General features: G+C 65.7%; 22 protein-coding genes. 12 read left to right on the top strand and 10 right to left on the bottom strand.

The window, feature by feature from the left end; translation table 11 throughout:
• Nucleotides 1-44: 44 nt before the first annotated feature.
• Nucleotides 45-1,415 (bottom strand): class II 3-deoxy-7-phosphoheptulonate synthase, encoded by a 1,371-nt coding sequence (locus KYN89_RS09805; RefSeq protein ID WP_222824856.1) that lies wholly within the window; start codon nucleotides 1,413-1,415, stop codon nucleotides 45-47.
• A gap of 117 nt (nucleotides 1,416-1,532) precedes the next feature.
• The gene (locus KYN89_RS09800; RefSeq protein ID WP_248285103.1) at nucleotides 1,533-4,583 is read right to left on the bottom strand and encodes a M16 family metallopeptidase; all 3,051 of its coding nucleotides are present in this window, start codon (nucleotides 4,581-4,583) and stop codon (nucleotides 1,533-1,535) included.
• 139 nt (nucleotides 4,584-4,722) lie between these two features.
• Here KYN89_RS09800 and KYN89_RS09795 point away from each other — a divergent pair, with 139 nt between their 5' ends.
• The 10 genes from KYN89_RS09795 (at nucleotide 4,723) to miaB (ending at nucleotide 11,871) form a co-directional block, all read left to right on the top strand.
• Nucleotides 4,723-5,301: a NifU family protein gene (locus KYN89_RS09795; RefSeq protein WP_222824855.1), complete on the top strand. Its 579-nt coding sequence runs from the start codon at nucleotides 4,723-4,725 to the stop codon at nucleotides 5,299-5,301.
• A gap of 44 nt (nucleotides 5,302-5,345) precedes the next feature.
• Complete coding sequence (locus KYN89_RS09790) at nucleotides 5,346-5,954, top strand: malonic semialdehyde reductase (protein ID WP_222824854.1); 609 nt, start codon at nucleotides 5,346-5,348, stop codon at nucleotides 5,952-5,954.
• Between the two features lie 87 nt (nucleotides 5,955-6,041).
• A complete protein-coding gene (gene tsaB / locus KYN89_RS09785) occupies nucleotides 6,042-6,641 on the top strand; it encodes a tRNA (adenosine(37)-N6)-threonylcarbamoyltransferase complex dimerization subunit type 1 TsaB (RefSeq protein ID WP_222824853.1) in 600 nt (199 codons plus the stop codon).
• Nucleotides 6,638-7,120 (top strand): GNAT family N-acetyltransferase, encoded by a 483-nt coding sequence (locus KYN89_RS09780; RefSeq protein WP_222824852.1) that lies wholly within the window; start codon nucleotides 6,638-6,640, stop codon nucleotides 7,118-7,120. The genes tsaB and KYN89_RS09780 overlap by 4 nt, the downstream gene beginning before the upstream one ends.
• 131 nt (nucleotides 7,121-7,251) lie before the next feature.
• A complete protein-coding gene (locus tag KYN89_RS09775) occupies nucleotides 7,252-7,695 on the top strand; it encodes a Ros/MucR family transcriptional regulator (RefSeq protein WP_222824851.1) in 444 nt (147 codons plus the stop codon).
• A gap of 114 nt (nucleotides 7,696-7,809) precedes the next feature.
• The gene (locus KYN89_RS09770) at nucleotides 7,810-8,232 is read left to right on the top strand and encodes a Fur family transcriptional regulator (protein WP_010234482.1); all 423 of its coding nucleotides are present in this window, start codon (nucleotides 7,810-7,812) and stop codon (nucleotides 8,230-8,232) included.
• The gene (locus KYN89_RS09765; RefSeq protein WP_222824850.1) at nucleotides 8,204-9,142 is read left to right on the top strand and encodes a lysophospholipid acyltransferase family protein; all 939 of its coding nucleotides are present in this window, start codon (nucleotides 8,204-8,206) and stop codon (nucleotides 9,140-9,142) included. The genes KYN89_RS09770 and KYN89_RS09765 overlap by 29 nt, the downstream gene beginning before the upstream one ends.
• A 40-nt stretch (nucleotides 9,143-9,182) precedes the next feature.
• A complete protein-coding gene (gene gntA / locus KYN89_RS09760) occupies nucleotides 9,183-9,893 on the top strand; it encodes a guanitoxin biosynthesis heme-dependent pre-guanitoxin N-hydroxylase GntA (RefSeq protein ID WP_283248526.1) in 711 nt (236 codons plus the stop codon).
• Complete coding sequence (locus KYN89_RS09755; protein ID WP_222824848.1) at nucleotides 9,890-10,498, top strand: DUF1989 domain-containing protein; 609 nt, start codon at nucleotides 9,890-9,892, stop codon at nucleotides 10,496-10,498. Before gntA ends, KYN89_RS09755 begins: the two co-directional genes overlap by 4 nt.
• Nucleotides 10,499-10,533: 35 nt before the next feature.
• Nucleotides 10,534-11,871 (top strand): tRNA (N6-isopentenyl adenosine(37)-C2)-methylthiotransferase MiaB, encoded by a 1,338-nt coding sequence (gene miaB, locus KYN89_RS09750; RefSeq protein WP_222824847.1) that lies wholly within the window; start codon nucleotides 10,534-10,536, stop codon nucleotides 11,869-11,871.
• Here the strand turns inward: miaB and KYN89_RS09745 are convergent, their stop codons facing one another.
• From KYN89_RS09745 to KYN89_RS09735, 3 genes are all read right to left on the bottom strand, one after another.
• Nucleotides 11,872-12,384, bottom strand: a complete 513-nt coding sequence (locus KYN89_RS09745; RefSeq protein WP_222824846.1) for a hypothetical protein — start codon at nucleotides 12,382-12,384, stop codon at nucleotides 11,872-11,874.
• A 97-nt stretch (nucleotides 12,385-12,481) separates the two neighbouring features.
• Complete coding sequence (locus KYN89_RS09740; protein WP_222824845.1) at nucleotides 12,482-13,396, bottom strand: hypothetical protein; 915 nt, start codon at nucleotides 13,394-13,396, stop codon at nucleotides 12,482-12,484.
• 135 nt (nucleotides 13,397-13,531) lie between these two features.
• On the bottom strand, nucleotides 13,532-14,158 hold the full coding sequence (locus KYN89_RS09735) for an RcnB family protein (RefSeq protein ID WP_222824844.1): 627 nt from the start codon (nucleotides 14,156-14,158) through the stop codon (nucleotides 13,532-13,534).
• A gap of 238 nt (nucleotides 14,159-14,396) precedes the next feature.
• Between KYN89_RS09735 and KYN89_RS09730 the strand changes: the two genes are divergently transcribed.
• Entirely contained in the window at nucleotides 14,397-15,440 is a 1,044-nt protein-coding gene (locus KYN89_RS09730; protein ID WP_222824843.1) for a PhoH family protein, read from the top strand.
• A gap of 47 nt (nucleotides 15,441-15,487) precedes the next feature.
• Complete coding sequence (locus KYN89_RS09725; RefSeq protein ID WP_222824842.1) at nucleotides 15,488-15,775, top strand: GIY-YIG nuclease family protein; 288 nt, start codon at nucleotides 15,488-15,490, stop codon at nucleotides 15,773-15,775.
• Between the two features lie 95 nt (nucleotides 15,776-15,870).
• Here KYN89_RS09725 and KYN89_RS09720 read toward each other — a convergent pair whose 3' ends face one another.
• The 5 genes from KYN89_RS09720 to KYN89_RS09700 all read right to left on the bottom strand — a co-directional run bounded on the left by KYN89_RS09720 (nucleotide 15,871) and on the right by KYN89_RS09700 (nucleotide 21,922).
• Nucleotides 15,871-16,788 (bottom strand): OmpA family protein, encoded by a 918-nt coding sequence (locus KYN89_RS09720; RefSeq protein ID WP_222824841.1) that lies wholly within the window; start codon nucleotides 16,786-16,788, stop codon nucleotides 15,871-15,873.
• 244 nt (nucleotides 16,789-17,032) lie between these two features.
• Nucleotides 17,033-18,100 (bottom strand): serine hydrolase domain-containing protein, encoded by a 1,068-nt coding sequence (locus KYN89_RS09715; protein WP_346727224.1) that lies wholly within the window; start codon nucleotides 18,098-18,100, stop codon nucleotides 17,033-17,035.
• Nucleotides 18,101-18,184: 84 nt separating this feature from the next.
• Nucleotides 18,185-18,967, bottom strand: coding sequence for a helix-turn-helix domain-containing protein (locus KYN89_RS09710; protein ID WP_222824840.1), 783 nt, complete (start codon nucleotides 18,965-18,967; stop codon nucleotides 18,185-18,187).
• A gap of 98 nt (nucleotides 18,968-19,065) precedes the next feature.
• Nucleotides 19,066-20,256 carry a GGDEF domain-containing protein gene (locus tag KYN89_RS09705; protein ID WP_222824839.1) on the bottom strand — a complete coding sequence of 397 codons (1,191 nt, stop codon included), beginning with the start codon at nucleotides 20,254-20,256 and terminating at the stop codon, nucleotides 19,066-19,068.
• Nucleotides 20,257-20,431: 175 nt separating this feature from the next.
• Nucleotides 20,432-21,922, bottom strand: a complete 1,491-nt coding sequence (locus KYN89_RS09700; protein ID WP_222824838.1) for a sensor histidine kinase — start codon at nucleotides 21,920-21,922, stop codon at nucleotides 20,432-20,434.
• Between the last annotated feature and the right edge of the window lie 5 nt (nucleotides 21,923-21,927).

The following is a 21,927-nucleotide window of genomic DNA, read 5'->3' as shown; positions in this document are numbered from 1 at the left end:
AGGTCGAGACGTTTGTCTTTGGTTCGCGCTAGCGAACTCTCAAGTCACGCCGCCGCAGCCGCGCGATCGACCTGCGGCTGGAGCATTTCGGCGATCGAGAACGCCAGCTCCAGCGCCTGCGCCGCGTTGAGGCGCGGGTCGCAATGCGTGTGGTAGCGGCTCGACAGCTCGTCGTCGGTGATCGCGACTGCGCCGCCGACGCACTCGGTCACGTTCTGGCCGGTCATCTCCAGATGGACCCCGCCCGGATAGCTGCCCTCGGCCCGGTGGACCGCAAAGACATCGGCCAGCTCGGCCTTGATCCGGTCGAAGGGCCGCGTCTTGTAGCCGCTTTCCGACTTGACCACGTTGCCGTGCATCGGGTCGCTCGACCACACCACCGGGTGCCCTTCGCGGCGCACCGCACGGATCAGCTGCGGCAGATGCGCCTCCACCTTGTCGTGCCCGAAGCGGGTGATCAGGACCATCCGCCCGCTCTCGCGGTTGGGGTTGAGCGTATCGAGCAGCCGCAGCAGCACATCGGGATCCAGGCTCGGCCCGCACTTCACCCCGATCGGGTTGCGGATGCCGCGCATGAATTCGACATGCGCACTGCCTTCGAACCGCGTGCGGTCGCCGATCCACAGCATGTGCGCGCTGGAATCGTACCACTGCCCGCTGTTCGAATCGCGCCGCGTCATCGCCTGTTCGTAAGGCAGCAGCAGCGCTTCATGGCTGGTGTAGAAATTGGTGCCCTGCAACTGCGGCAGCTCGCTCGGGTCGATCCCGCAGGCGGCCATGAAGTCGAGCGCTTCGGTAATCCGGTCGGCCATGGCGGAGAATTTCTCCGACCATTGCGAACGGCCCATGAAGTCGAGCGTCCAGTCGTGAACCTGCCGCAGGTTGGCATAGCCGCCCCCGGCATAGGCGCGCAGCAGGTTGAGCGTGGAGGATGCCTGGTAATAGGCGCGCACCATGCGCTGCGGATCATTGCGCCGCGATTCGGGCGTGAACTCGATCCCGTTGACGTTGTCGCCGAAATAGCTCGGCAGGGTGACATCGCCCTGAGTTTCCGTATCGCTGGAGCGGGGCTTGGCGAACTGGCCCGCCATCCGGCCGACCTTCACCACCGGCAGCGATCCGGCATAGGTCAGCACGACCGCCATCTGGAGGATTACGCGGAAGGTATCGCGGATCGTGTCGGGCGCGAATTCGGCGAAGCTTTCCGCGCAGTCGCCGCCCTGCAGGAGGAACGCCTGCCCTGCCTCGACCCGTGCCAGCTCGCCGCGAAGCGCATCGGATTCGCCGGCGAAGACCAGCGAGGGGCATGCGGCGAGTTCCGCCTCCGCACGCGCCAGCGCGTCTGCATCTTCATAGGCGGGCAGGTGCTTCGCCTCGAAATTCGTCCAGCTATCGGGGCTCCATTGGGAAGCCATGGCACTATGCTCTTTTTGGTTCGATCGGTTCGCGTATGCAAAACGACTGGCAATTACGTTGCGCGCACGCAAGCCTAATTGTTCTTTGTCGGCTGTCGATCTGCCTTTGCCAAAGCATCACTCGGGCAGATCGGCACCCTCCGGAATGATCGCGATCTCCAGCGGTTTGCGCGCTTCGAGGTATTTCGCGGCGAGCGCCTTCATCCGATCCGGCGTGGTCATCGAGTAATCGTCCAGCAGCGTGCGGATCACCCCGATGCGCGAGGGATCGCGGGTGGAGCCGCGCAGCTGCCACATCCAGAAACCGTTGCCGGTGGTCGCGCGCAGGATCGTCTGGCGCAGCGGCTCGGTCACGCGGGCAAGCTCGTCCGCGGTCGGGCCGGTGGTCGCCAGATCGCGCGCGATCTCGTCCGCCGCGGCGTAGAACGCGGGGATATCGTCCGGGCGCAGCTGGGCAAGCGCGATGATCGTGCCGCCGCCGACATCGTCGTTAGGCCAGTCGACCCGCACTTGCGGCGCGTAGCTGGCACCAGCACGCTCGCGCATCTCGTCGAACAGCCGGTTCATCATCAGCTGGCCGAGGATTTCGAGCTGCCGCCCCTCGCGCACCTGCGCAAGGCCGCTGCCCGCCGGCCAGGCGACCACTGCGGCGGCCTGGTTAGCATCGCCGCGATGGTACAGCACCTTGCGCGCGCCAGCCTCCGGCGCCTCGGGATTTGCAGCGAGGGTCGCGGGATCGATGGCCTCGCGCGGGGGCAGTGCGCCGAAGCTGGTCTTCAGCGCCTCGATCGCCTGATCACGTTCGAAATCGCCGAAGATCAGGACTTCGATCGGGCCCTTCTTCAGCAGCGGCTCCCACACCTTGCGGAAGCCTTCGGGCGTGGTGCCCTCGACCATCTCCGGGCTCGGCGTCGCGAAGCGCGGATCGCCGTTGCGGATCAGCGTTTCGAGATCGCGGTTGAGCAGGCCGGCAGGGCTGGTCGCATAGGTATCGTAGGAAATGCGCGCCGCCGCCTTGGCGCGGATCACCGGGCGCGCGTCCCACTCGGGCTGCGCCAGCTTGGCCGCGAACAGATAGAGCTGGTCGGCCAGATCCGCCGCGCGGGTATCGGCGGAGAAGGTGAAGTTGGCGAGATCGACGGTGAAATTGAACCCGAACTTGCGCCCCGTCGCCAGCCGATCAAGATCTTCCTGGTCGAGCCCGGCGAGGCCCGAACTGATCAGCGCGGTTTCGCCGAGCGGGATGTAGGCTGCGCTATCCTTGTCGAACGCGCGGATGCCCGCACCCCAATGGACATTGACCGCGACCCGACCGGGCTCTGCCTGGTTGGGCCACAGCAACGCGGTGACGCCGTTGGACAGCTCGACCCGCTCGATATCGAGCACGCCCAGCGGCCCCTCTTGCACGACTTCGCCGGGCGTACCGATCTTGGGCAGATCGTCGAAAGAGACCGTGCTGGCCGCGATGCGCGCGGACCCATCCGCCGCGACCGGCGCGGCCAGCGCCTTGCGCAGCTGCGCGGCAGTGGCTTCGCCTTCCTGCGGGGTCACATAGGTGCCGCGGATCACCTCCCCATCGAACAGCTTGCGCGTGCGCTCGAGGATCGCCTCCGGGGTCACCCGATCGCGCATCCCGCGGAAGATATCGAGCACGGTCTGCGGCGAGGCGACGGTTTCACGAATATCGACCGCGTTGACCAGCGTATCCGCGATCTGCGCGCCCGGTTCGACATCGGCTTCCTCCACCCCGGCCACGAAAGCGACCTCGAACTCGGAAATCTCGCGGGCGAGTTCTTCCTCGGTCGGGGGATTGGTGGTCGCATCGGCGATCACCGCGCGCACGTCTTCCAGCGCTGCCTGCCAGTCCTGCGTCAAAGGCGCGAAGCTGACGAAGGTCGCGTCGGCGCTGCGGCTGACGTCTTCCTGCTGGACCTGCGCGTAGAGGTAGTCGCCGCCGCCGCGCGCACGCGCTTCGAGCCGCCGGTTGATCAGCGACTGGGCGAGCGAATCCATCAGGATGCCTTCGTTATAGGCAATCGTATCCTGCACCGGACGCCACGGGCGCATCACGCCATAGGTGAGCGAGCGCGGCAGATCGGGCTCGACCATCACGGTCGTCTCGCCCACCGGGTTGGCCGGATCGGCCCCCGCAGGAGCCTTGGGATCGCCGAAATCGGGCGCGGACGCGTCCTTCCCGTCGACCTTCCAATCGCCGAAATACTTCTCGATCAGGCTGGCGAGCGCGACCGGGTCCGCATCGCCAGCAACCGCGATCACGGTCTTCTGCGGGCGATACCAGCGCTTGTAGAACGCCCCGACCGTATCGGCATTGGCGGCGAGCAGCGTCTCCTCGGTCCCGATCGGGGTCCGGTCGGCAAGGCGCTGGCCGTTGAAGAAGGTCTCGCGGCTGGTGGTCGCCACGCGTTCGCCCGCGCCGCCGCCACGCTCGCGCTTTTCGGCGAGCACGATCGGCACTTCGGTGCGCACGTTGACTTCGTTGATGACCGGGGCCTGGACCATGCCCGAGAGCAGGCGGAACGCCTCGTCCAGCTTGGCGGGAGAGGCTTCGGGCAGGTCGAGCTGGTAGACCGTCTGCGTCGGGCTGGTCACCGCATTGGTATCATTGCCGAAGGTCGCGCCCAGCCGCTGCCAGGTGGGGATCGTCTCGCCCACGCCGAGATAGCGCGACTGGCGGAACAGCAGGTGTTCGATCAGGTGGGCAAAGCCGCGCTCCTGCTCGGTCTCGTAGAGCGATCCCGCGTCGATCCGGATGCGGATCGAGACCTGATCGGGCGGCACGCCGTTCTTGCGGGTGGCATAGCGCAGGCCATTGTCGAGCACGCCGAAGCGCCACTGGCGATCGACCGGGACATTGCTGCCCTCGTACAGCCACGGGGTTTCGTCGGGCGACTGGAGCGTGACGGCGGTCGCCTGCGGCCCGTCGGCCGCCGGGGTCAGCGTGGCAGCGGCCTGTCCGGGTGCCTGCTTGTTCGTATGCGCGGTGTCGCGCAGCCCGGCATTCTTCTTCGGGGAGGCCTGCGCCTGTTCGGCCTGCGGCGTGCCCGCGGCCATATCCGGCGCGTCCGGCATTCCCGGGCTCGCGCATGCCGCCGCCAGAAGGGGAAGAAGCAGGGCGAGGCGGCTGAGGCCGGAGGAAACGGAGTGCATGTGCGTGCCTATAGGGAGGAAAGGCGTGAAGGCCTAATGAACAAAATGGCGGGACCGCGACAGAAATTGCCCATCGGCCAATGATCGGGACGCGCCATCGCTTGCCGCGTTCCCGCCCCGCCCCTACATCGGGGGCGATATGTATATTGAAACCGAAACCACGCCCAATCCCGCCACGCTCAAGTTCCTGCCCCAGCGGCAGGTCATGCCGCAGGGCACGCGCGACTTCGCCAATCCGGAAGATGCCGAGGCCAGCCCGCTGGCACAGGCGCTGTTCGACACCGGCGAGGTGACCGGCGTGTTCTTCGGCTCCGACTTCGTTTCCGTGACCAAGGGCGAAGGCGCGCAGTGGACCGAATTGAAGCCGCAGGTGGTCGCCGTGCTGCTCGATCATTTCGTATCCGAAGCGCCGCTGTTCCACGGCGGCACCGCCGCAGGCATCGCGGTCCCGGCAGAGGATACGCTGACGGTCGAAGAGGACCCGGCCGATGCCGACATCGTCGACCAGATCAAGGAACTGCTGGAAACGCGCATTCGCCCCGCGGTCGCGGGCGACGGCGGGGACATCGCCTATCGCGGCTACCGCGACGGGGTGGTCCATCTCCAGCTGCAGGGCGCATGCGACGGCTGCCCCTCCTCCACCGCCACGCTCAAGCACGGGATCGAGGGCCTGCTGAAACATTACGTGCCCGAAGTCGTTGAGGTGCGGGCGGCCTGATCGGCCCCTCCCCCTCCCCGGACCTCGAAAGAAAAGAAGATTCCATGACCAAGCAGTTCCACGGCCACGAATTGCCGCACGAAGCGCTCGAACAGCTGTTCCTCGAAGCGCGCAGCTATAATGGGTGGCTAGACAAGGACGTGTCCGAGGAACAGATTCGGCACATCTACGACCTGTTGAAGATGGGCCCGACCTCGGCCAACCAGCAGTCCGCCCGCTTCGTATGGTGCAAGTCGCAGGATGCGAAGGATCGTCTCGCCAAGCATGCAAGCGAGGGCAATGTCGAGAAGATCAAGACCGCGCCGGTCTGCGTCATCATCGGCTACGACATCGATTTCCACGAGCACCTGCCGGAACTGTTCCCGCATACCGACGCGAAGAGCTGGTTCGAAGGCGATGTCGAGGGCCGGATCACCCAGGCCAAGCGCAATTCCGCGCTACAGGGTGCCTATCTGATGCTGGCGGCGCGCGCGCTGGGCCTCGATTGCGGGCCGATGTCGGGCGTCGACCTGGACAAGGTGACCGAAGACTTCTTCGCCGATCAACCGCAATACCGGGCGGACTGGATCTGCTCGATCGGCTATGGCGACAAGGAATCGATTTTCGATCGCAGCCCGCGACCCGATTTTGAGAAGTTCAACCGCATCGACTAGGGTCTCTGACTTGAGGTCGGATGGTGCGCACCCTAGCACGGTCGCGCACGTTGCAGGGGGCAGACGATTACTGTTGCGCGTACACTGGTGATCGACTGCGCCACCCCGGCGTGTTCGGTTGCGCTGTTTGAAGATGAAGAGCTGATCTCGGGCACGTTCGAGGTGCTCGGCCGGGGCCATGCCGAAAGGCTGGTGCCGATGATCGCCGACCTGCCCGAACGCGGGCGGGCGTCCACCATCGCGGTCGCGCGCGGTCCGGGCAGTTTTACCGGCGTGCGGATCGGCCTCGCGGTGGCGCGTAGCCTCGCCTTTGCGTGGGGCGCGACGCTGCAGGGCTATTCCACGATGGCGCTGGTCGCGGCGATGGCGCGGCAGCAGGCGGGCGCGCAGGTGCTGACCGTCGCGATGGAAGGCGGGCACGGAGAATGGTTCGTGCAGGGCTTTGCAGAAGACGGCTCGCCACAGGCAGAGCCCGTCTCGATGCGGCCCGAAGATGCAGTCGCCAGCTTCCCTGCGTCGCTGGTTGCAGGCAGCGTGGCCGACCGCTTCGTGGAGCTGGCGGGTTCCGGCACCGCGATCCAGACCTACAGCGATGCCTACGCCTTTCCCGCGCTGGACCAGCACGCGCTCTCGTTCGAAACCGCACCGATCTATGGCCGCGCGCCCGATGCGCGGATGCCGTCATGAGCGCGGACGGTGTCAGCGAAGCCGCGATCGACGCGATCATGCGGATTATGGACGCCGCGTTCGACCCGCAGTGGGGCGAGGCGTGGAACCGATCGCAGGTCGCCTCCGCACTGATCCTTTCGCATACGCACGCCAGCTTGCTTGGCCTCGACGGCACCCTGCCCGCCGATCCTGCGGATGCGGTGGGCTTTGCGATCGTGCGCGCGGCACCGGGCGAAGAGGAAATCCTGCTGATCGCGGTTGAGCCCGGTGCGCGGCGCCGCGGCGTGGGCCGCGCGCTGATCGCGATGCTTGCCGCCAATGCACGGCTGCGCGGCGCGGAACGCCTGTTTCTTGAGATGCGGGAGAACAATCCGGCCCGTTCGCTTTACGAAAGCAATGGCTTCGCACCGATCGGCAGGCGCAAGAATTACTATCGGCTGGGCGACGGTGCGCGCATGGACGCGATTACCTTTGGGCTCGACCTTACCGCCGAGTAGTTAATACTGTCTGCACATGCTTGAGAAAAAGCAGTCGCGAGCATTGCATTTGGCAAGTGAATCGCACAAGGGGAAATGCGTATGCGAACCCCTCCCCTCCCCTCTCGCGTACGAAAACCCTAGAGGATTTAATGGACGAGCAAGAAATGGAAATGACGCAAACGCTTATCGCGTTTACGTCCAACATCGTGGAAGCCTACGTCAGCAACAATTCGGCTGAGCTCGACGACGTTCCGGTGCTGATCAACAATGTCTATTCCGCGCTGAGCGGTCTGGGCGGCGGCACCACCAAGGAAGAAGAGCGGCCCGAACCTGCGGTTTCGGTGCGCGCCTCGGTCAAGCCCGATTACCTCGTGTGTCTGGAAGACGGCAAAAAGCTCAAGATGCTCAAGCGCTACCTGCGCACGAACTACGACATGAGCCCCGAGGAATATCGCGAGCGCTGGAACCTGCCGAGCGATTACCCGATGGTTGCGCCGAATTACGCCGAAAAGCGCCGCGAGCTGGCGAAGAAGATCGGCCTCGGCCGCACGCCCGGCCAGAAGCGCGGTCGTCGCAAGAAAACCGCCGAATAAGGCAATCTGCCCGCCGGTCGATCTTGCACAAAGGTCGACTGGCGAGCTCTGAGCGGGGCTTGAGCGGGCCGCACACCCCGCCTATGCCTCCGGTGAAAGCCCGAGGAACCCCCAGTGCCCCACAAAATCGATCTCGAACAATTATGTGCCGACAAGGGCCTGCGCATTACCGAACAGCGCAAGGTCATCGCACGCGTGCTGTCTGACAGCGAAGACCACCCCGATGTCGAGCAGCTGCACGAGCGCGCCTCCAAGATCGACCCCGGCATCTCGATCGCGACCGTCTATCGCACGGTGCGCCTGTTTGAAGAGGCGGGCGTACTCGACCGGCACGATTTCGGCGATGGCCGCTCCCGCTACGAACCCGCGCCCGAATCGCACCACGACCACCTGATCGACGTCGAAAGCGGCAAGGTGGTCGAATTCGTCGACCCCGAGCTGGAGGCGCTGCAAAAGCAGATTGCCGAGAAGCTGGGCTATCGCCTCGTCGATCACCGGATGGAATTGTATGGCGTCCGCCTCGAACGCGACAACTGATACCCGGTCCGACTGGGAGACGCGGCAGGCCGCCGCGCGGGGCGAGAAGACGCCGATCTCCTTCATGGGCTGGGTCCGGCTGTGGACCCGCACCATTGCGCTGGTGCTGGTGATGATGCTGTTCGTCATCCCGCTCTACGTCACCCGGATCTTCACCTACGGATCGCCCTGGCCCAAGTGGTATCTGGCGATTGCGGCGTGGATCGTCGGCGCGCGGGTCGAACGCCGCGGCACACCGCTGCGCCGGGACGTGTTCTTCATCGCTAACCACGTCAGCTGGGTCGATATTCTCGCGCTCGCAGGCGCCAGCGGCACCGCTTTCGTCGCCAAGGCTGAACTGGCCAAGGCGCCGCTGGTGGGCTGGCTGTGTTCCCTGAACCGCACGGTCTTCGTCCAGCGCGAAGACCGGCTGCGCGTCGCCGAGCAGATCAACGCACTGCGCGAGGCGCTGATGGACAACTGGTCGGTCACCGTCTTCCCCGAAGGCACCACGACCGACGGCCACTCGCTGCTGCCGTTCAAATCCTCGATGCTGAGCGTGCTGGAGCCGCCGCCACCCGGCGTGCTGGTCCAGCCGGTGGTGCTCGATTACGGCGCGATGGCCGAATGGATCGGCTGGATCGGTGAGGAAGGCGGCCTCAACAATTACAAGCGGGTGATGGCGCGCAAGGGCACCTTCCCGGTCAAGCTGTTCTTCCTCGAACCCTTCAGCCCGATCGAATACCGCGGCCGCAAGGCGATCGCCGCCGAAGCACGCGTGCGGATCGAGGAGTGCCTGCGTGAGACGATGGGCCACGAACTGCGCCCTTTCGACCACGACGTTGCCCCGATCCGCTACAGCAAGGCGAAGCTGTCGCCGGTGGAGCCCGCCGCCGACCACGCTTCAACGGACGACCTCCCGACAAACTAAGCCGCACGGCGTCAGAACGCGTTGTACTTATTAGCCAAAGTTGAGTTCGCACCCCGGCCCACGGGCGCAGCATTGTGCCGCTATGGATGCCAATACGATTACCGACCAGCGGGTCGAACAATTCGCGGATGTGATCAAGGGGCCGGATTTCCCGTGTGTCGGGGCCAAGTCGGCGCTGGCCACGGGGAACATGGAATTCGTGCTCGCCCGCGATCTCACCAGCGCGTGGAACGACCTCAAGATTCACGAGGCGCTGATGGCGTGGGCCAAGCGCGATCTGCCGGCGGACCAGTTGCGCAGCCTGGTGGTCATCTTCGACGGCCCGCTCGACCTGGACGAGGTTCAGTTCGAGCAGGCGATGTGGGAGCGGATACAATCGCTATCCGACAAGGACCAGTGGCTCTCGCAAAAGCCCGATCCGACGGTGAGCAGCAATCCGGCGGAGCCCGACTTCTCGCTCAGCTTCGGCGGGCGGGCGTTCTTCGTGGTCGGCCTGCACCCCAATGCATCGCGCCCCGCGCGCCGGTTCCCCAAGCCCTCGCTGGTATTCAACCTGCACAAGCAGTTCGAATGGCTGCGCGACAGCGGGGTGTACGAGAAGATGCGGCAGCGTATCCTCGATCGCGACAAGTCGCTCGCAGGCGACATCAACCCGATGCTCGCCCGGCACGGCGAGAGCAGCGAAGCACGACAATATAGCGGGCGCGCGGTCGAAGAGGACTGGGCCTGCCCGTTCAGGGGGCGCACATGAGCGAAACTATCGAAATCCCACCGCGCAGCGGCACCGCCTTCGTGGTGAAGGCCGGGCAGGCCTTCACCGTGATCGACCCGCAGGGCACGCAGGTCTCCGACATGGTCGCTTTTTCGCAAGACGACGTGCGCGAGGTCATGTCGAACGGGCGCACGTTCGATTACGAAGAAACGATCCACCTCACGCAGGGCAACCGGCTGTGGTCCAATCGGTCCAACGTGATGCTCACGATCGAGGAGGACAGCCTCGGCCAGCACGATTACCTGTTGACCCCGTGCAGCGAGGACACCTTCCGCCACTTCTACCCGGACAAGCCGGTCCATCGCGGCTGCATGGGCAATCTGGCCGAAGCGCTGGCGCCCTACGGGATCGAGCGCGATGCCATCCCGACCGCGTTCAACGTGTTCATGAACGTTCCGGTCGACGGCGGCACCGGCAAGCTGTCGGTCGATCCGCCGACCAGCCAGCCGGGCGAGGCGGTGCGCTTCCGCGCGCATGTGGATCTGGTGATCGGGCTCACCGCATGCTCTGCCTATGCGTCTAACGGGGGCAGCTTCAAGCCGATCCACTACCGGATCGAGGCCAAGGCATCTCCGGGCGATTGAACCGGGCGGCGCGATCGCGTAAATGCGCGCCTCCCATGAAACCTACGACTCCTCCCAAGACCTACCGCGTCAAGAGCTTCGGCTGCCAGATGAACGTCTATGATGGCGAGCGTATGGGCGAGCTGCTTGCCGCGCAGGGCATTACGCCCGCACCCGAGGGCGAGGAGGCGGAGCTGGTGGTGCTCAACACCTGCCATATCCGCGAGAAGGCGACCGAGAAGGTCTATTCGGACATCGGCCGGTTGCGGCGCGAAGACGGCACATCGCCGCTGATTGCGGTCGCGGGCTGCGTCGCACAGGCCGAGGGTGAGGAGATCATGGCCCGCGCGCCCGCCGTCTCCATGGTGGTGGGCCCGCAGGCCTACCAGAACCTGCCCGCGATGCTCGAACGCGCGGTCTCCGGCCAGCGCACGACCGAGATGGACCTCGCCGCCGAGGCGAAGTTCGCCGGCCTCCCGCAGCGGCGCACCGCGCCGCCTGCCGCCTTCCTCACCATTCAGGAAGGGTGCGACAAGTTCTGCACCTATTGCGTGGTTCCCTATACGCGCGGCGCGGAGATCAGCCGTCCGTTCGCAGAGCTGATCGCGGAAGCGCAGCGGCTGGTCGACGGCGGCGCGCGCGAGCTGACCTTGCTCGGCCAGAACGTCAGCGCGTGGTCGGGCGAGGACGCGAAGGGCCACCGCACCGGCCTGGCCGGGCTGGTCCGCGAGCTGGCCAAAATCGACGGCCTCGCGCGCATCCGCTACACCACCAGCCACCCGGCGGACATGGATGAAGAGATCATCGCCGCGCATGGCGAGCTCGACAAGCTGATGCCCTACCTCCATCTGCCGGTGCAGGCGGGCAACAACCGCGTGCTCAAGGCGATGAACCGCAGCCACACGGTCGAAAGCTACCTCAGGCTGATCGAACGCTTCCGCGCTGCGCGGCCCGATCTTGCGCTCAGCGGCGATTTCATCGTCGGCTTCCCGGGCGAGACCGAGGCTGAGTTCGAGGATACGCTGAAGGTGGTGGACGAAGTCCGCTACATGCACGCCTTCAGCTTCAAGTATTCGCCCCGTCCCGGCACGCCCGCTGCGGGGATGGACGGGCAGATTGCTCCGGACGTGATGAAGGACCGGCTAGCCCGGCTGCAGGACCGCCTCAACCGCGACCAGCACGCGTTCAATATCGCCAGCGTAGGCAAAACCTGCGCAGTGCTGGTGGAGAAGAAGGGCAAGTATCCCGGCCAGTGGCTGGGCAAGTCGCCCTGGCTGCAATCGGTGTTCTTCGAGCGCGAGGACACGAAGATCGGCGATCTGGTCGAGGTGGAGCTGGTCGAAGCCGGGCCGAACTCGCTCGCGGGCACGGTGCGAGAGCCTCCGCTGACCTGATCAGAACACAATCGGTCGCATATCGCCCTGCGAAATGACCGGCGTGCCGATCGTGTCGATCGGCTCGGCGGGCGCGACGGTTGGATTGCCCGGATAGGTCTGTCCGTCGAAGCGCAAGACGCGATGGCCGAAGGGCATTCCGCCGCCGCCCACGGAAACAACGATATCGCGCATTCCATGATGGCTTGTATCGAGGACGCCGATCGGCAGTTGCGTGACGCTGGTTCGTGCGATCACCGCGATACCATTGGCGGTATTGCGCAGCACGTAGAGGTCGCAGCCACCGCTCCCGCATCTGCCGGGGCCGCCGACGTAGAACAGCATTTCGTCGATCCCATCGCCATCGAGATCGACATTCCCGCTGCGGTAGAGCGCATCTGCGCCCACCTCGTTCTGCAACCAGACCAGTCCGGTACCGTCGACAGGCGCCGCCGGAGTTGACGCTGAGGATGGCGGCAGCGGGGTGCACGCCATGAGCGCGAGCGGGATCAGGGTGACGCGCGTGGGAAACATGCAAGACCTCTGCTGCGGCAATGCGTTGTCACCACATTAGCGAAGATCGACGCGCTCTCAACTGCCCTTTAGCGGTCCCCGCGCGCCGCTCCGCTCCCTAGTCGTCGTCGCCGTCAATGTCGGGCAGACCTTCCAGCTTGCGATACATGGTCCAGGTCGCGTCGTGGATCTGGCTGTCATTGGCGGTGGCCGGAAGGCGGTAGACCGTTTCCAGATAGGCGCGGTCGAAGGTCGTCATCCCGTCGGGAGCGTCGGTCCCCTCTTCGAACAGCGAGAGGATCGTCGGGATTCCGCTGGCCCCGCCGGTCGAGGTGTCGTCGATCGAGACGAAGGCGCGCATCGATGCGTAGTCGGCCAGCTGCTGCAGCGTCTTGCCCGGCACCCGGTTGCTGTCGATGATGACGATCGCGCCGGTCATGTCCACGCGCACCTGCTTGGACAGGCGCGAGGAGGAGTACTGGTTGTTGAGCGGCGCGTCGCCCATCCCGCTATCGGAAAAATCGCGCCCGTCCTTGCCCTTCAGCTGCGTGCCGTGCCACGCGCGCACCGCGCCGTTGCCGCGCTTGATCCGATCGTATTCGTAGTCGAGCAGCGTCGCGAACAGCTTGGGCTCGGCCTTGCGCAGTTCGTCCAGCTCCTGCTCGCCGTCCTTCACGAAGGCGATCAGGATATTGGGCTGGCATCCCTCGCCGCCCACGGGCAGATCGACGCTGCGCGCGTTCTCTTCCATCCGCGCGATCAGGGTCCGGGCGTAGTCCGGGGTCATCCCGATCACGCCGATGCAGACCTGCGAGTAGAATTTGGAAACCGGCTTGTCGACCCGCGCCCGGCGCGTGATCTGGCGGGTCATCGCTTGGACCTGCTCTTCCTTCTCGCGGATACCCTCGACGATGATTTCCACCCCCTGGGCGGACGCGTCGGGCTCGGCCTGTTGCGCAGGCTCCTGCGCGGCAACCGGCGAAACGAGAGCAACAGCCAGACCGAAGGCTGCGAGCGGGAAGAGGCGGCGCATGTTCAGGACTCCAAGCGGGGGTGCCGCTCGGTAGCAGTCACTCCTCTGGTAACAAAGACTTAGCGCGCGTTCTTTCGACGAACGACGCCCGGCGCTCCGCAAAGGGAGTGCCGGGCGCGCTTACTGGCTCTCACATCACCAGAAAAAGCGGTCGTACACCACCAGCACGCGGCCGTTGCGGGTGTCGATCAGCAGCACATCATTGCCGTAGCGGATGTAGCGCTGGTAGCCGTAGCGCGGCTGCGGCAGGTAGTAGTCGTAAGGGTCGACCCAATAGCGCGAGCCCCAGAACAGGTTCGAGTTGAGCCGCGCACCGACCCGCACCGGGCGATAGGCCAGCCCGCGCGGGGCGTAATAGGCACCCCGACGGAAGGCGTTACGCTCGGCCTGCCGGTACGCGCGCCAGTCGCGGTAATCGCGGCGCGCCTGACGATAGTCGCGGCGGTCGTCACGGCGGTCTTCCCGCCAGTCGCGGCGGTCCTCGCGCTGGTCCCGACGCCATTCGCGGCGGTCGTCGCGGCGATCCTGACGCGCATCGCGACGATCGTCGCGCCATTCTTCACGGCGGTCTTCACGCCGGTCCTCGCGCGCCTCGCGGCGGTCGTCACGCCGGTCGTCGCGGCGCTGCTGCGCGGCATAGGCTTCGCGCGATTCGAGCCGCGCATTCCACGCCGCCTGTTCGGCGGGGCTACGCTGCTGGGCACTTGCAGCGGTGGGCAGGACCAGTCCTGCGGCAACCGCCATGATCACAAGATTTCGCATTCCGGTCACTCCTGAACAATGCCCACCACCGGGCATGCATTCATATTTATGTCGCTCAATATGAACGCAAGGCGCATTAGGCCGTTCAGGATCGCATTTTTTGTGTCGCGCAATGTATCGCGCCTGCACGCACGTGACACTCGGGTGACTTTCCACCGGCGCGAGATGCTGCCGCTTGCCTCGCCCGCCGCGCGCCTTACATTCGGGACTCGCAATGCCTCGAGCCTGAAAGGAGCGCATGGGCCGCAGACCAACCCGCGCCGGAGAGCCCCGGCTCTCCCCGCCACCGCACCCCCAGCGCGAAATACGCCGCGCACGGGCCGAAATGAATTTCGAGAACCAGTCGCTGCTGGTCCCGCTGTTCGGCCAGTTCGACGCCAACCTCGTGCAGGTGGAAAACCGCCTGTCGGTGTTCATCTCCGCCCGCGGCGACAAGGTGATGATCGAGGGGCCCGAGGATTCGGTCGCCCGCGCGCGCGATGTCCTCCAGGCGATGTACGACAAGCTGGCGCTGGGGCAGGATCTCGACGAAGGCGCGATCGAGGCGATCATCGCCATGACCAACGAACCCACGCTCGACGGGATCATCAAGGGGCGCAAGGCGGGCGAAGACGGCGCACCGCCGATCATGATCCGCACCCGGCGAAAGACCATCGTCCCGCGCAGTGCGGTGCAGGCGCATTACATGCGCTCGCTCAGCCGCGACGACATCATCTTTGCGCTGGGCCCGGCAGGAACCGGCAAGACCTACCTCGCGGTCGCACAGGCGGTCGCGCAGCTGACCAGCGGCAGCGTGCAGCGCCTGATCCTCAGCCGCCCGGCCGTGGAAGCGGGCGAGAAGATCGGCTTCCTGCCCGGCGACATGAAGGAGAAGGTCGATCCCTTCCTGCGCCCGCTCTACGACGCGCTGTACGACTGCATGCCGCCCGAGCAGGTGGAACGGCACATCGCCAGCGGCGTGATCGAGATCGCGCCTATCGCCTTCATGCGCGGACGCACGCTGGCGGATGCCTTCGTGATCCTCGACGAAGCGCAGAACACCACTCGCGAACAGATGAAGATGTTCCTCACCCGCTTCGGCCAGAACAGCCGGATGGTGATCGCGGGCGACCCGCGCCAGGTCGACATCCCCGGCGGCGACCGCATGAGCGGCCTCGCCGACGCGGTCGAAAAGCTGGAGGGCATCGAAGGCTTGGGCACGATCCGCTTCACCAGCGCCGACGTTGTGCGCCACCCGATCGTGGGGCGCATCGTCGATGCGTATGAGGGGACGGGTGCCTAATCTCTCACATCGTCGCCCCCGCGAAGGCGGGGGTCCCGCTTAATTGAATGAAGGGCGGCTGGGTCTACATCATGGCCGACCGCTATCGCGGGACGATTTACATCGGCGTGACGGCGGATTTGGCTGTGCGAATTCGCCAACACCGGACCGGGGATGGCTCCGACTTCGTCAAGCGTTACGGCCTCAACCGCATCGTCTACGCCGAGCAGCATGACCGGATCGAGGATGCTATCGCGCGCGAGAAGGCGATGAAGAAATGGCGCCGCGAATGGAAAATCCGCTTGGTCGAGGAGCAGAACCCGGACTGGCTGGACCGGTACGGGGATATTCTGTGAGACTTAAGGAAAGCGGGATCCCCGCCTTCGCGGGGATGACGTAGAGGCAAAGGGAAAGGGGCGAACCTTTCAGCCCGCCCCTTCGATCATCGGGCTCAGCCGCCCATTCCGTCGACAGCCTTGCTGACGAGGATGTTCACCGCCACGCGGCGGTTCTGCTGCTTGCCGTAGTCGGTGGAGTTGTCCGCCACGGGATCGGCCTGCGCCATCCCGGTCGGCGTCAGCATGCGGTACGGCTTCCAGCCGCACTGCTGCTGCAGGTAGTTGACCACCCGCTCGGCGCGCTTCTCGCTCAGCTCCTGGTTGATCTCGTAGCTGCCGGTCGAGTCGGTGTAGCCGACCACCAGGAGCAGCGCGTTGTCCATCTGGTCCGCCTGCGCGGCAGCGCTGCACAGCTCGGCCTGCGCCTGGCCCGACAGCTTGTATTCGCCGGTGTCGAAATAGACGTTGGTCGTGCCCTTGACGTTGTAGTTGTCGATATCGGCCACGCGCCCGCGCAGCGCCTCGGTCGCGGCGGTCTGTTCGGCAAAGCCCTGCTCGGTCCCGCGCTGGATCATCGCGGCGGTCTTCAGATCGCTGTCCTTCATGCTGATCCGCTGGGCGATCAGGCCGTCTTCCCACTGCACGGTCCGCACGGTGACGGGCACGCCGTTATACAGCTGCTCATCCTCGAGCGAGGTCCGCGCCAGGCCGAGGAAGCCGCCGCGCGCCTTGATCTCGGTCTCCGGCGAAACGAATACGACGGTCTTCGCACCGTCTTCGGTCGTCACCTGGATGCGGTTGTCGCTGCGCGCGGAGATGAACCCGTCGATCTCGGGCCCCTCGGGCAGGTTGGAAATCTCGTCGGGAAGCATGCCGGTGACGGTCAGCGTGGTGTCGGCGGTGGTCTGCGCAGAGGTGTCCGCCCACTGCTGCTGCGCCGAAACGCTCGCCGGCATGGCCAGAACGGCGATCCCGCAGACCAGCGCGGCCTTGGTGGAGGTGAAGGTGGAGGTAGAATTGCTCTTCATCATTGCGACTCCATCGAATTGGTCGCGCGAGCCTGTGCTGGCCCGCGAGAATGGAACCGGTCGCCCGTTGCTGGCAGACCGGCGTGTGAAGCCCCCGTCAGAAAATGTGACGAACGTCGTCTGACGAGGAACCCCAATGCCACCCCCCTCGCCCGGTTCCGGAGCGATGGGAGGCAACAGACCGATTCACGATGGCTTGAGGCAGAAGAGGGACGGCCCGTGCGCTTTCGCAAACGCGATACGGGCCCTATTTCCGCGCGCTCAAACGGCGCAAAAGCTCGGGCAGGATATAATCCTGATACAGCCGCTCGCTCTTCGCGTGCGCGTCGCGCTGGCCGTAATTGGTTGCGGTGATGACCGTGACCGAGCGCGTTTCGGGCTGGATGATCACCTTGTTGCCGCCATTGCCGTTCATCAGCCGCGCGTGGACCGTGCGATCGCCGAGGGTGAACGGCTGGATCCACAGCAGGTAGCCGTATTCGTAGCCGCGCCCGTCATCGATTGCGACCTGCGGCGTCATCGAGGATTCGATCCAGTCTCGCGGCATGATCTGCCGCTCGCCGACGCGCCCCTGATCGAGGAACAGCTGGCCCAGCTTGCCCAGCGTGCGGCTGGTCAGCTCCAGCCCGCCGCCGCCCATCGCGAGGCCCAGCGGGCTGAACTGCCACGCGGCGCTCTCGACACCCAGCGGGCCGAACAGGCGCTCCTGCGCGAAATCCTCCAGCTGCTGCCCGGTCGCATTCTCGACCACCGCGCCCAATGTAACCGTGCCAGCGGTGCAGTAGGAGAAGGCGCGGCCATAAAGGCTGTCTTCGGGCCGGGTTTCCCACGCGGCAAAGCCCTTCACCGGCAGGTCGAGATAGAAGCCGACCCAGTCCTCGATCAGATACATCCGCTCCTCATTGCCGCGCGAATAGGGGTTCGAATCGTTGCATTCGGCGATCGAGCTCATGGTCAGCAGGTCTTCCACGGTGACCTGTTCCTTGCGCGGATCGGGGTTGGCGGGCGCATAGTCTGGCAACAGGCTGCGGATGCGCGTGTCGCGGGCCAGCCTGCCGTCGCCCGCCGCGATCCCCGCGAGCATGCCGGTGACCGTCTTGGTGGCAGAGCGCGTGTTGCGCAGCGCGTCGGCACCGCCATCGTCGAAATAGCGCTCGGCGACGATCTCTCCATCCTGCATCACCACCACGCTGGTGATTCCGGCGAAGTCGTCGGTCCGCGCGGCATCGAAGGCTGCGGAGAAATCGGGCGCCGGCTGGGCGAGCAGCGCGCCGGGGGTGAGAAAACACAGCAAGGCGGCAATCGGGAATTTCACAGGGTCGGCTCCTTGTTCGGGTATCCCGACGGCGCTGCCCGCATGGCGCGCGCATTTCTTGTATGTTTCAAACATCGTGCAGGCTTATGCCACCCCGCTCGCCCGGCGGAACCTGAGCGGCGGCAGGCCAGCCCGGCGGCGAAAGAAGCGGGTGAAATGGGCCTGGTCGCAAAAGCCCAGCTCCAGCGCGATCTGCGCGATGGGCTGCTCGCTGCGGGCAAGCAGGTCGCACGCACGCTCGAACTGGCGCTCGCGGATCAATTCGCCCGCGGTGCGCCCCCAGGCGGCACGGAAAGAGCGGGCGATGTGAACCGGGTGCATGTCCGCCTCGCGCGCGAGTGCATCGAGCGTGACGCCTCGCGCATCCTCCTCCATCACCATCTCGTAGGCGCGGCCTAGCCAGCCGGGGCCGGGCGCTTCGTCCGCCGGCCGGGCGTTCGACCGCACGGTCTCGGCGACTTCCTCGAGCAGCAGCGTGGGCGCGTCGAACTCCAGTTCAGCGACCACGCTGAGCATCCGGGCGATGTCGCGCGGGTTGCGAGAGGCGCGCGCGTGGCCTTCGTGAGAGGCTTCGGGGGCAAGGTTCAGTGTGAGAAACCGCCCCTCTGGCCGCAGAAAACGGTCGCGATGCGCGGTGCCTGCGGGATTGTCGACCAGGATCGGCGCGCTGGTGACCGGCGGCGCGCCTTGCGCCGAAGTGATGTAATTGCCGCCGAACACGAACACGAGGTGGCGGTCTTCGTGGACATGCGGCTCGATCTCTATGCCGAGCGGCTGGTACACGCCAAATTGCACGTCGCGCACCGTGCGATTGCGGGCCATGTCGCCCCAGATCTGGCCCGGTCTGCGCTGGAGGGGTTGCTGCATGCGATCATCCTTTCGGCAGGATCGACACTGGCAGACTTACCCTGGGAGGCTCCCCCGTCAATCGACCACGGACATTGATTGCCCGCCCGGTGGCGCGATCAGGTCTTCGCCACAAGCTTGAGGTCCGGCGTGCCGGATGGCGGCCGCCGTTCGGGGCGCGGTGCGACCTGGCAGCGGTTTCGGCCCAGTCCCTTCGCGCGGTAGAGCGCCTGGTCGGCACGCCGCAACGGCCCGCCCATGGCCTCTCCGGGCAGCGCGCTGGCCAGCCCGATGCTCACGGTCACCGGGTCGGTCTCTGCGAAGGTGAGCCGGGAGATCGCCAGCCGCATGCTCTCGCAGGTCAGCAGCGCCTCCGCCTCGTCCTTCAGCAGCAGCAGGACGAACTCCTCCCCGCCGAGCCGCGCCAGCCGTGCGGCGGAGGGGCGATGCCGGTCAAGGCAGGTCGCCACCGCGCGCAGCACCTTGTCGCCGACATGGTGGCCGAAGCGGTCGTTGAAGGTCTTGAAATGATCGATGTCGATCACCGCGACCACCGCCGGCTCGTCCGCCTCTGCGTCGGCCAGTTCGTCGAACCAGCGGTCCATCGCGCGGCGGTTGGGCAGCCCGGTCAGCGGATCGGACAGTGCCTGCGCCTGCGTGTTCTGCACCACCGACTGGAGGAAGTTGATGATGATCAGCAGCCCCGCCGCGACCATCAGCACGCCGCTGGTGGTCTGCGAGATCACCGCATACAGCGTGTTGGCATACTCGCCCTCGCTCCGGCCATTTCCCAGATGCGCGGCAAATAATGCCTTGATCGGGAAGTGGACCGTGAGAACCAGAAACAGCACGAAGAGCATGGTGTTGATCGGCGACGGGCGCGCATGACGCCTGACCGCGTAAGCACACAGCGCGGCGGCCATCGCATACCAGCTCTGGAACGCCAGCAGGTTCCACGTCGCATCGCGCGGCGCATCGAGCGTGAAGAGCCGGTACAGGAACCCGCCCGCCAGAATGGCGATCGCGATCTTCCAGAAGGGTTTGCGGTCGTGAAAATGGGACAGCGCCAGCGCGAGGCCCAGCATCGCGGCCAGAAACAGGGTGAACCCCAGCAACCGCGTTGCGTCCGGGTTGACACCGAACCACACCGCGAGATTTGCCAGCGGATCCGCTAGCCCGAGCAGGAAGCACAGCGCGAACCAGCGCGCCTTGCTGACCACCGGATGGGCATGGGCCACAGCCATGAAACCCGCGACAAACATGATCGCGATCAGCAGGTTCATCAGCAATGGCAGGATGGCCTGGGGCATTGGTCTGGCAGTTACCTCTTGCGAGCAATGCCCCCCTGTGCGCGACGGGCCGCGCGGGTGCTACCCCGGCAAGCTTGCGATTGGGTAAAAGTCATGTGTCGCGACGAGCATGTTATCCGGCCGTCGGCGCATGCCGTGCGGGCACAACGGCCATCAGCCGCCCCAGCGGGTCGGATCAGTCCGGAATGACGGATGATCTGATCGGGCCCTCTGCGCTCGGCGCGCGATGGGCACCGCATTCGAGCATCACCTCCAGCGCGCAGACCACGCCTTCGGGCTCGAACCGCAGATCGACCGAGGTTCCGCGCCTGGAGGTTATCCCGGTGCGGATCAGCCGGGTGCCGAAGCCTTCGCGCGGAGCGTGCGCAACGGGCGGCCCGCCCCGCTCGCGCCAGGTCAGCGACAGCACGTCGCAATCCTCGCCTGCGTTCACCGACCACTCGATGTGCACCTGGCCGTCGTCGCCAGAGAGCGCGCCATACTTGATCGCATTGGTGGTCAGCTCGTGCACGATCATGGTCAGCGCCAGCGCGACCTCGGGGTTGAGCAGGAAATCGGGCCCGTCGAGTAGCACGCGATCGTCGAGCGAACCGAAGGTTGCTCCCACCGTGAGCTCGACGATCTCGCGCACGCTCGCCGGGCTCCAGCTCGATTCGGTGAGCAAGCCGTGCGCCGCCGCCAGCGCGTGCAGCCGCGCCTTGAAGGTGGCCATCGCGGGCGCGGAATCCGGCACGGTGCGGAAGGTCTGCTGGGCGATGCTCTGCACCACCGCCAGCGTGTTCTTGACCCGGTGGTTGAGCTCCTGAATCAGCAGTTCCTGCCGTTCCTCGTACTCGACCTCTTCGGTCACGTCGGCACCCTGCACGATGATGCCGGTAATCGCACCGTCACCATCCGAAATCGGCTGGAAGATAAAGTTGAGCACCCGCCTGGCGTGGGCAGGTTCGCGGTCTCCGTCGAGCAGCACCGGCTCGCGCCGCCCGATATAGGCTTCGCCCGTGCGGTACACCTCGTCGAGCGTGTCGATAAAGCCCTGCGCGGCGACTTCGGGCAAGGCCTCTGCCACCGTCCTGCCGACAAGATCGTCGCGGCCGACCAGCCGGAGGTAGGCTGCGTTGGCCATCTGGAACACATGGGTCGGCCCGCCCAGAACCGCGACGAATCCGGGAGCCTGCTGGAAGAATTCGAGCAGCCGCTGGCTCTCGCGTTCGAGGCTGCGGTTGCGCGCCTGCACCGCGTCCGCGCGGCGCAACACGCCCATCTCGTCACGCAGGCGGCGCAGTTCCTGCAGTTCGGTTACGTCGACGGTGTGCTGGAGGATGTAATCGGGCTTGCCATCCGCCCCGTGAAGCGGCGTGTGCGTTGCGCTCCAGTAGCGGCTTTCCATCCCGCCATCGGGGCGCGCAATGTCGTAGCGGATCAGCGCGATCTCGTCCGGCTCGCCCGTTTCGAGCACGTGGTCGAGCGACTCCCGAAGCAGGCGATAGCTTTCCGAATCCGGATCGGCGGGGAAGGCATCGAACATCTTGCGATCGATGATGTCCTCACGCGCACGCATCGTGACCGCGCAATACGCCCGGTTCATCCACACCAGCCGCAAGTCCCGATCCATCAGGACGTACGGGTTGGGCGAGGCTTCGGCCAGTTCGAGAAAATCGATATTCAAGGCGG

The organism is Alteriqipengyuania abyssalis (genome assembly GCF_019857185.1).
Taxonomy (GTDB): domain Bacteria; phylum Pseudomonadota; class Alphaproteobacteria; order Sphingomonadales; family Sphingomonadaceae; genus Alteriqipengyuania; species Alteriqipengyuania abyssalis.
This window is presented reverse-complemented; position numbering and strand designations above follow the sequence as displayed.

What these genes read in the sequence shown, in the direction of transcription:
- KYN89_RS09720 (WP_222824841.1), bottom strand. Translation starts at nt 16,788, where the DNA reads ATGATGAAGAGCAATTCTACCTCCACCTTCACCTCCACCAAGGCCGCG.
- KYN89_RS09710 (WP_222824840.1), bottom strand. Translation starts at nt 18,967, where the DNA reads ATGCAGCAACCCCTCCAGCGCAGACCGGGCCAGATCTGGGGCGACATG.
- KYN89_RS09745 (WP_222824846.1), bottom strand. Translation starts at nt 12,384, where the DNA reads ATGTTTCCCACGCGCGTCACCCTGATCCCGCTCGCGCTCATGGCGTGC.
- KYN89_RS09740 (WP_222824845.1), bottom strand. Translation starts at nt 13,396, where the DNA reads ATGCGCCGCCTCTTCCCGCTCGCAGCCTTCGGTCTGGCTGTTGCTCTC.
- KYN89_RS09795 (WP_222824855.1), top strand. Translation starts at nt 4,723, where the DNA reads ATGTATATTGAAACCGAAACCACGCCCAATCCCGCCACGCTCAAGTTC.
- KYN89_RS09790 (WP_222824854.1), top strand. Translation starts at nt 5,346, where the DNA reads ATGACCAAGCAGTTCCACGGCCACGAATTGCCGCACGAAGCGCTCGAA.
- KYN89_RS09775 (WP_222824851.1), top strand. Translation starts at nt 7,252, where the DNA reads ATGGACGAGCAAGAAATGGAAATGACGCAAACGCTTATCGCGTTTACG.
- miaB (WP_222824847.1), top strand. Translation starts at nt 10,534, where the DNA reads ATGAAACCTACGACTCCTCCCAAGACCTACCGCGTCAAGAGCTTCGGC.
- KYN89_RS09755 (WP_222824848.1), top strand. Translation starts at nt 9,890, where the DNA reads ATGAGCGAAACTATCGAAATCCCACCGCGCAGCGGCACCGCCTTCGTG.
- KYN89_RS09735 (WP_222824844.1), bottom strand. Translation starts at nt 14,158, where the DNA reads ATGCGAAATCTTGTGATCATGGCGGTTGCCGCAGGACTGGTCCTGCCC.
- KYN89_RS09725 (WP_222824842.1), top strand. Translation starts at nt 15,488, where the DNA reads ATGAAGGGCGGCTGGGTCTACATCATGGCCGACCGCTATCGCGGGACG.
- KYN89_RS09780 (WP_222824852.1), top strand. Translation starts at nt 6,638, where the DNA reads ATGAGCGCGGACGGTGTCAGCGAAGCCGCGATCGACGCGATCATGCGG.
- KYN89_RS09765 (WP_222824850.1), top strand. Translation starts at nt 8,204, where the DNA reads ATGGCGTCCGCCTCGAACGCGACAACTGATACCCGGTCCGACTGGGAG.
- KYN89_RS09800 (WP_248285103.1), bottom strand. Translation starts at nt 4,583, where the DNA reads ATGCACTCCGTTTCCTCCGGCCTCAGCCGCCTCGCCCTGCTTCTTCCC.
- KYN89_RS09730 (WP_222824843.1), top strand. Translation starts at nt 14,397, where the DNA reads ATGGGCCGCAGACCAACCCGCGCCGGAGAGCCCCGGCTCTCCCCGCCA.
- KYN89_RS09805 (WP_222824856.1), bottom strand. Translation starts at nt 1,415, where the DNA reads ATGGCTTCCCAATGGAGCCCCGATAGCTGGACGAATTTCGAGGCGAAG.
- KYN89_RS09705 (WP_222824839.1), bottom strand. Translation starts at nt 20,256, where the DNA reads ATGCCCCAGGCCATCCTGCCATTGCTGATGAACCTGCTGATCGCGATC.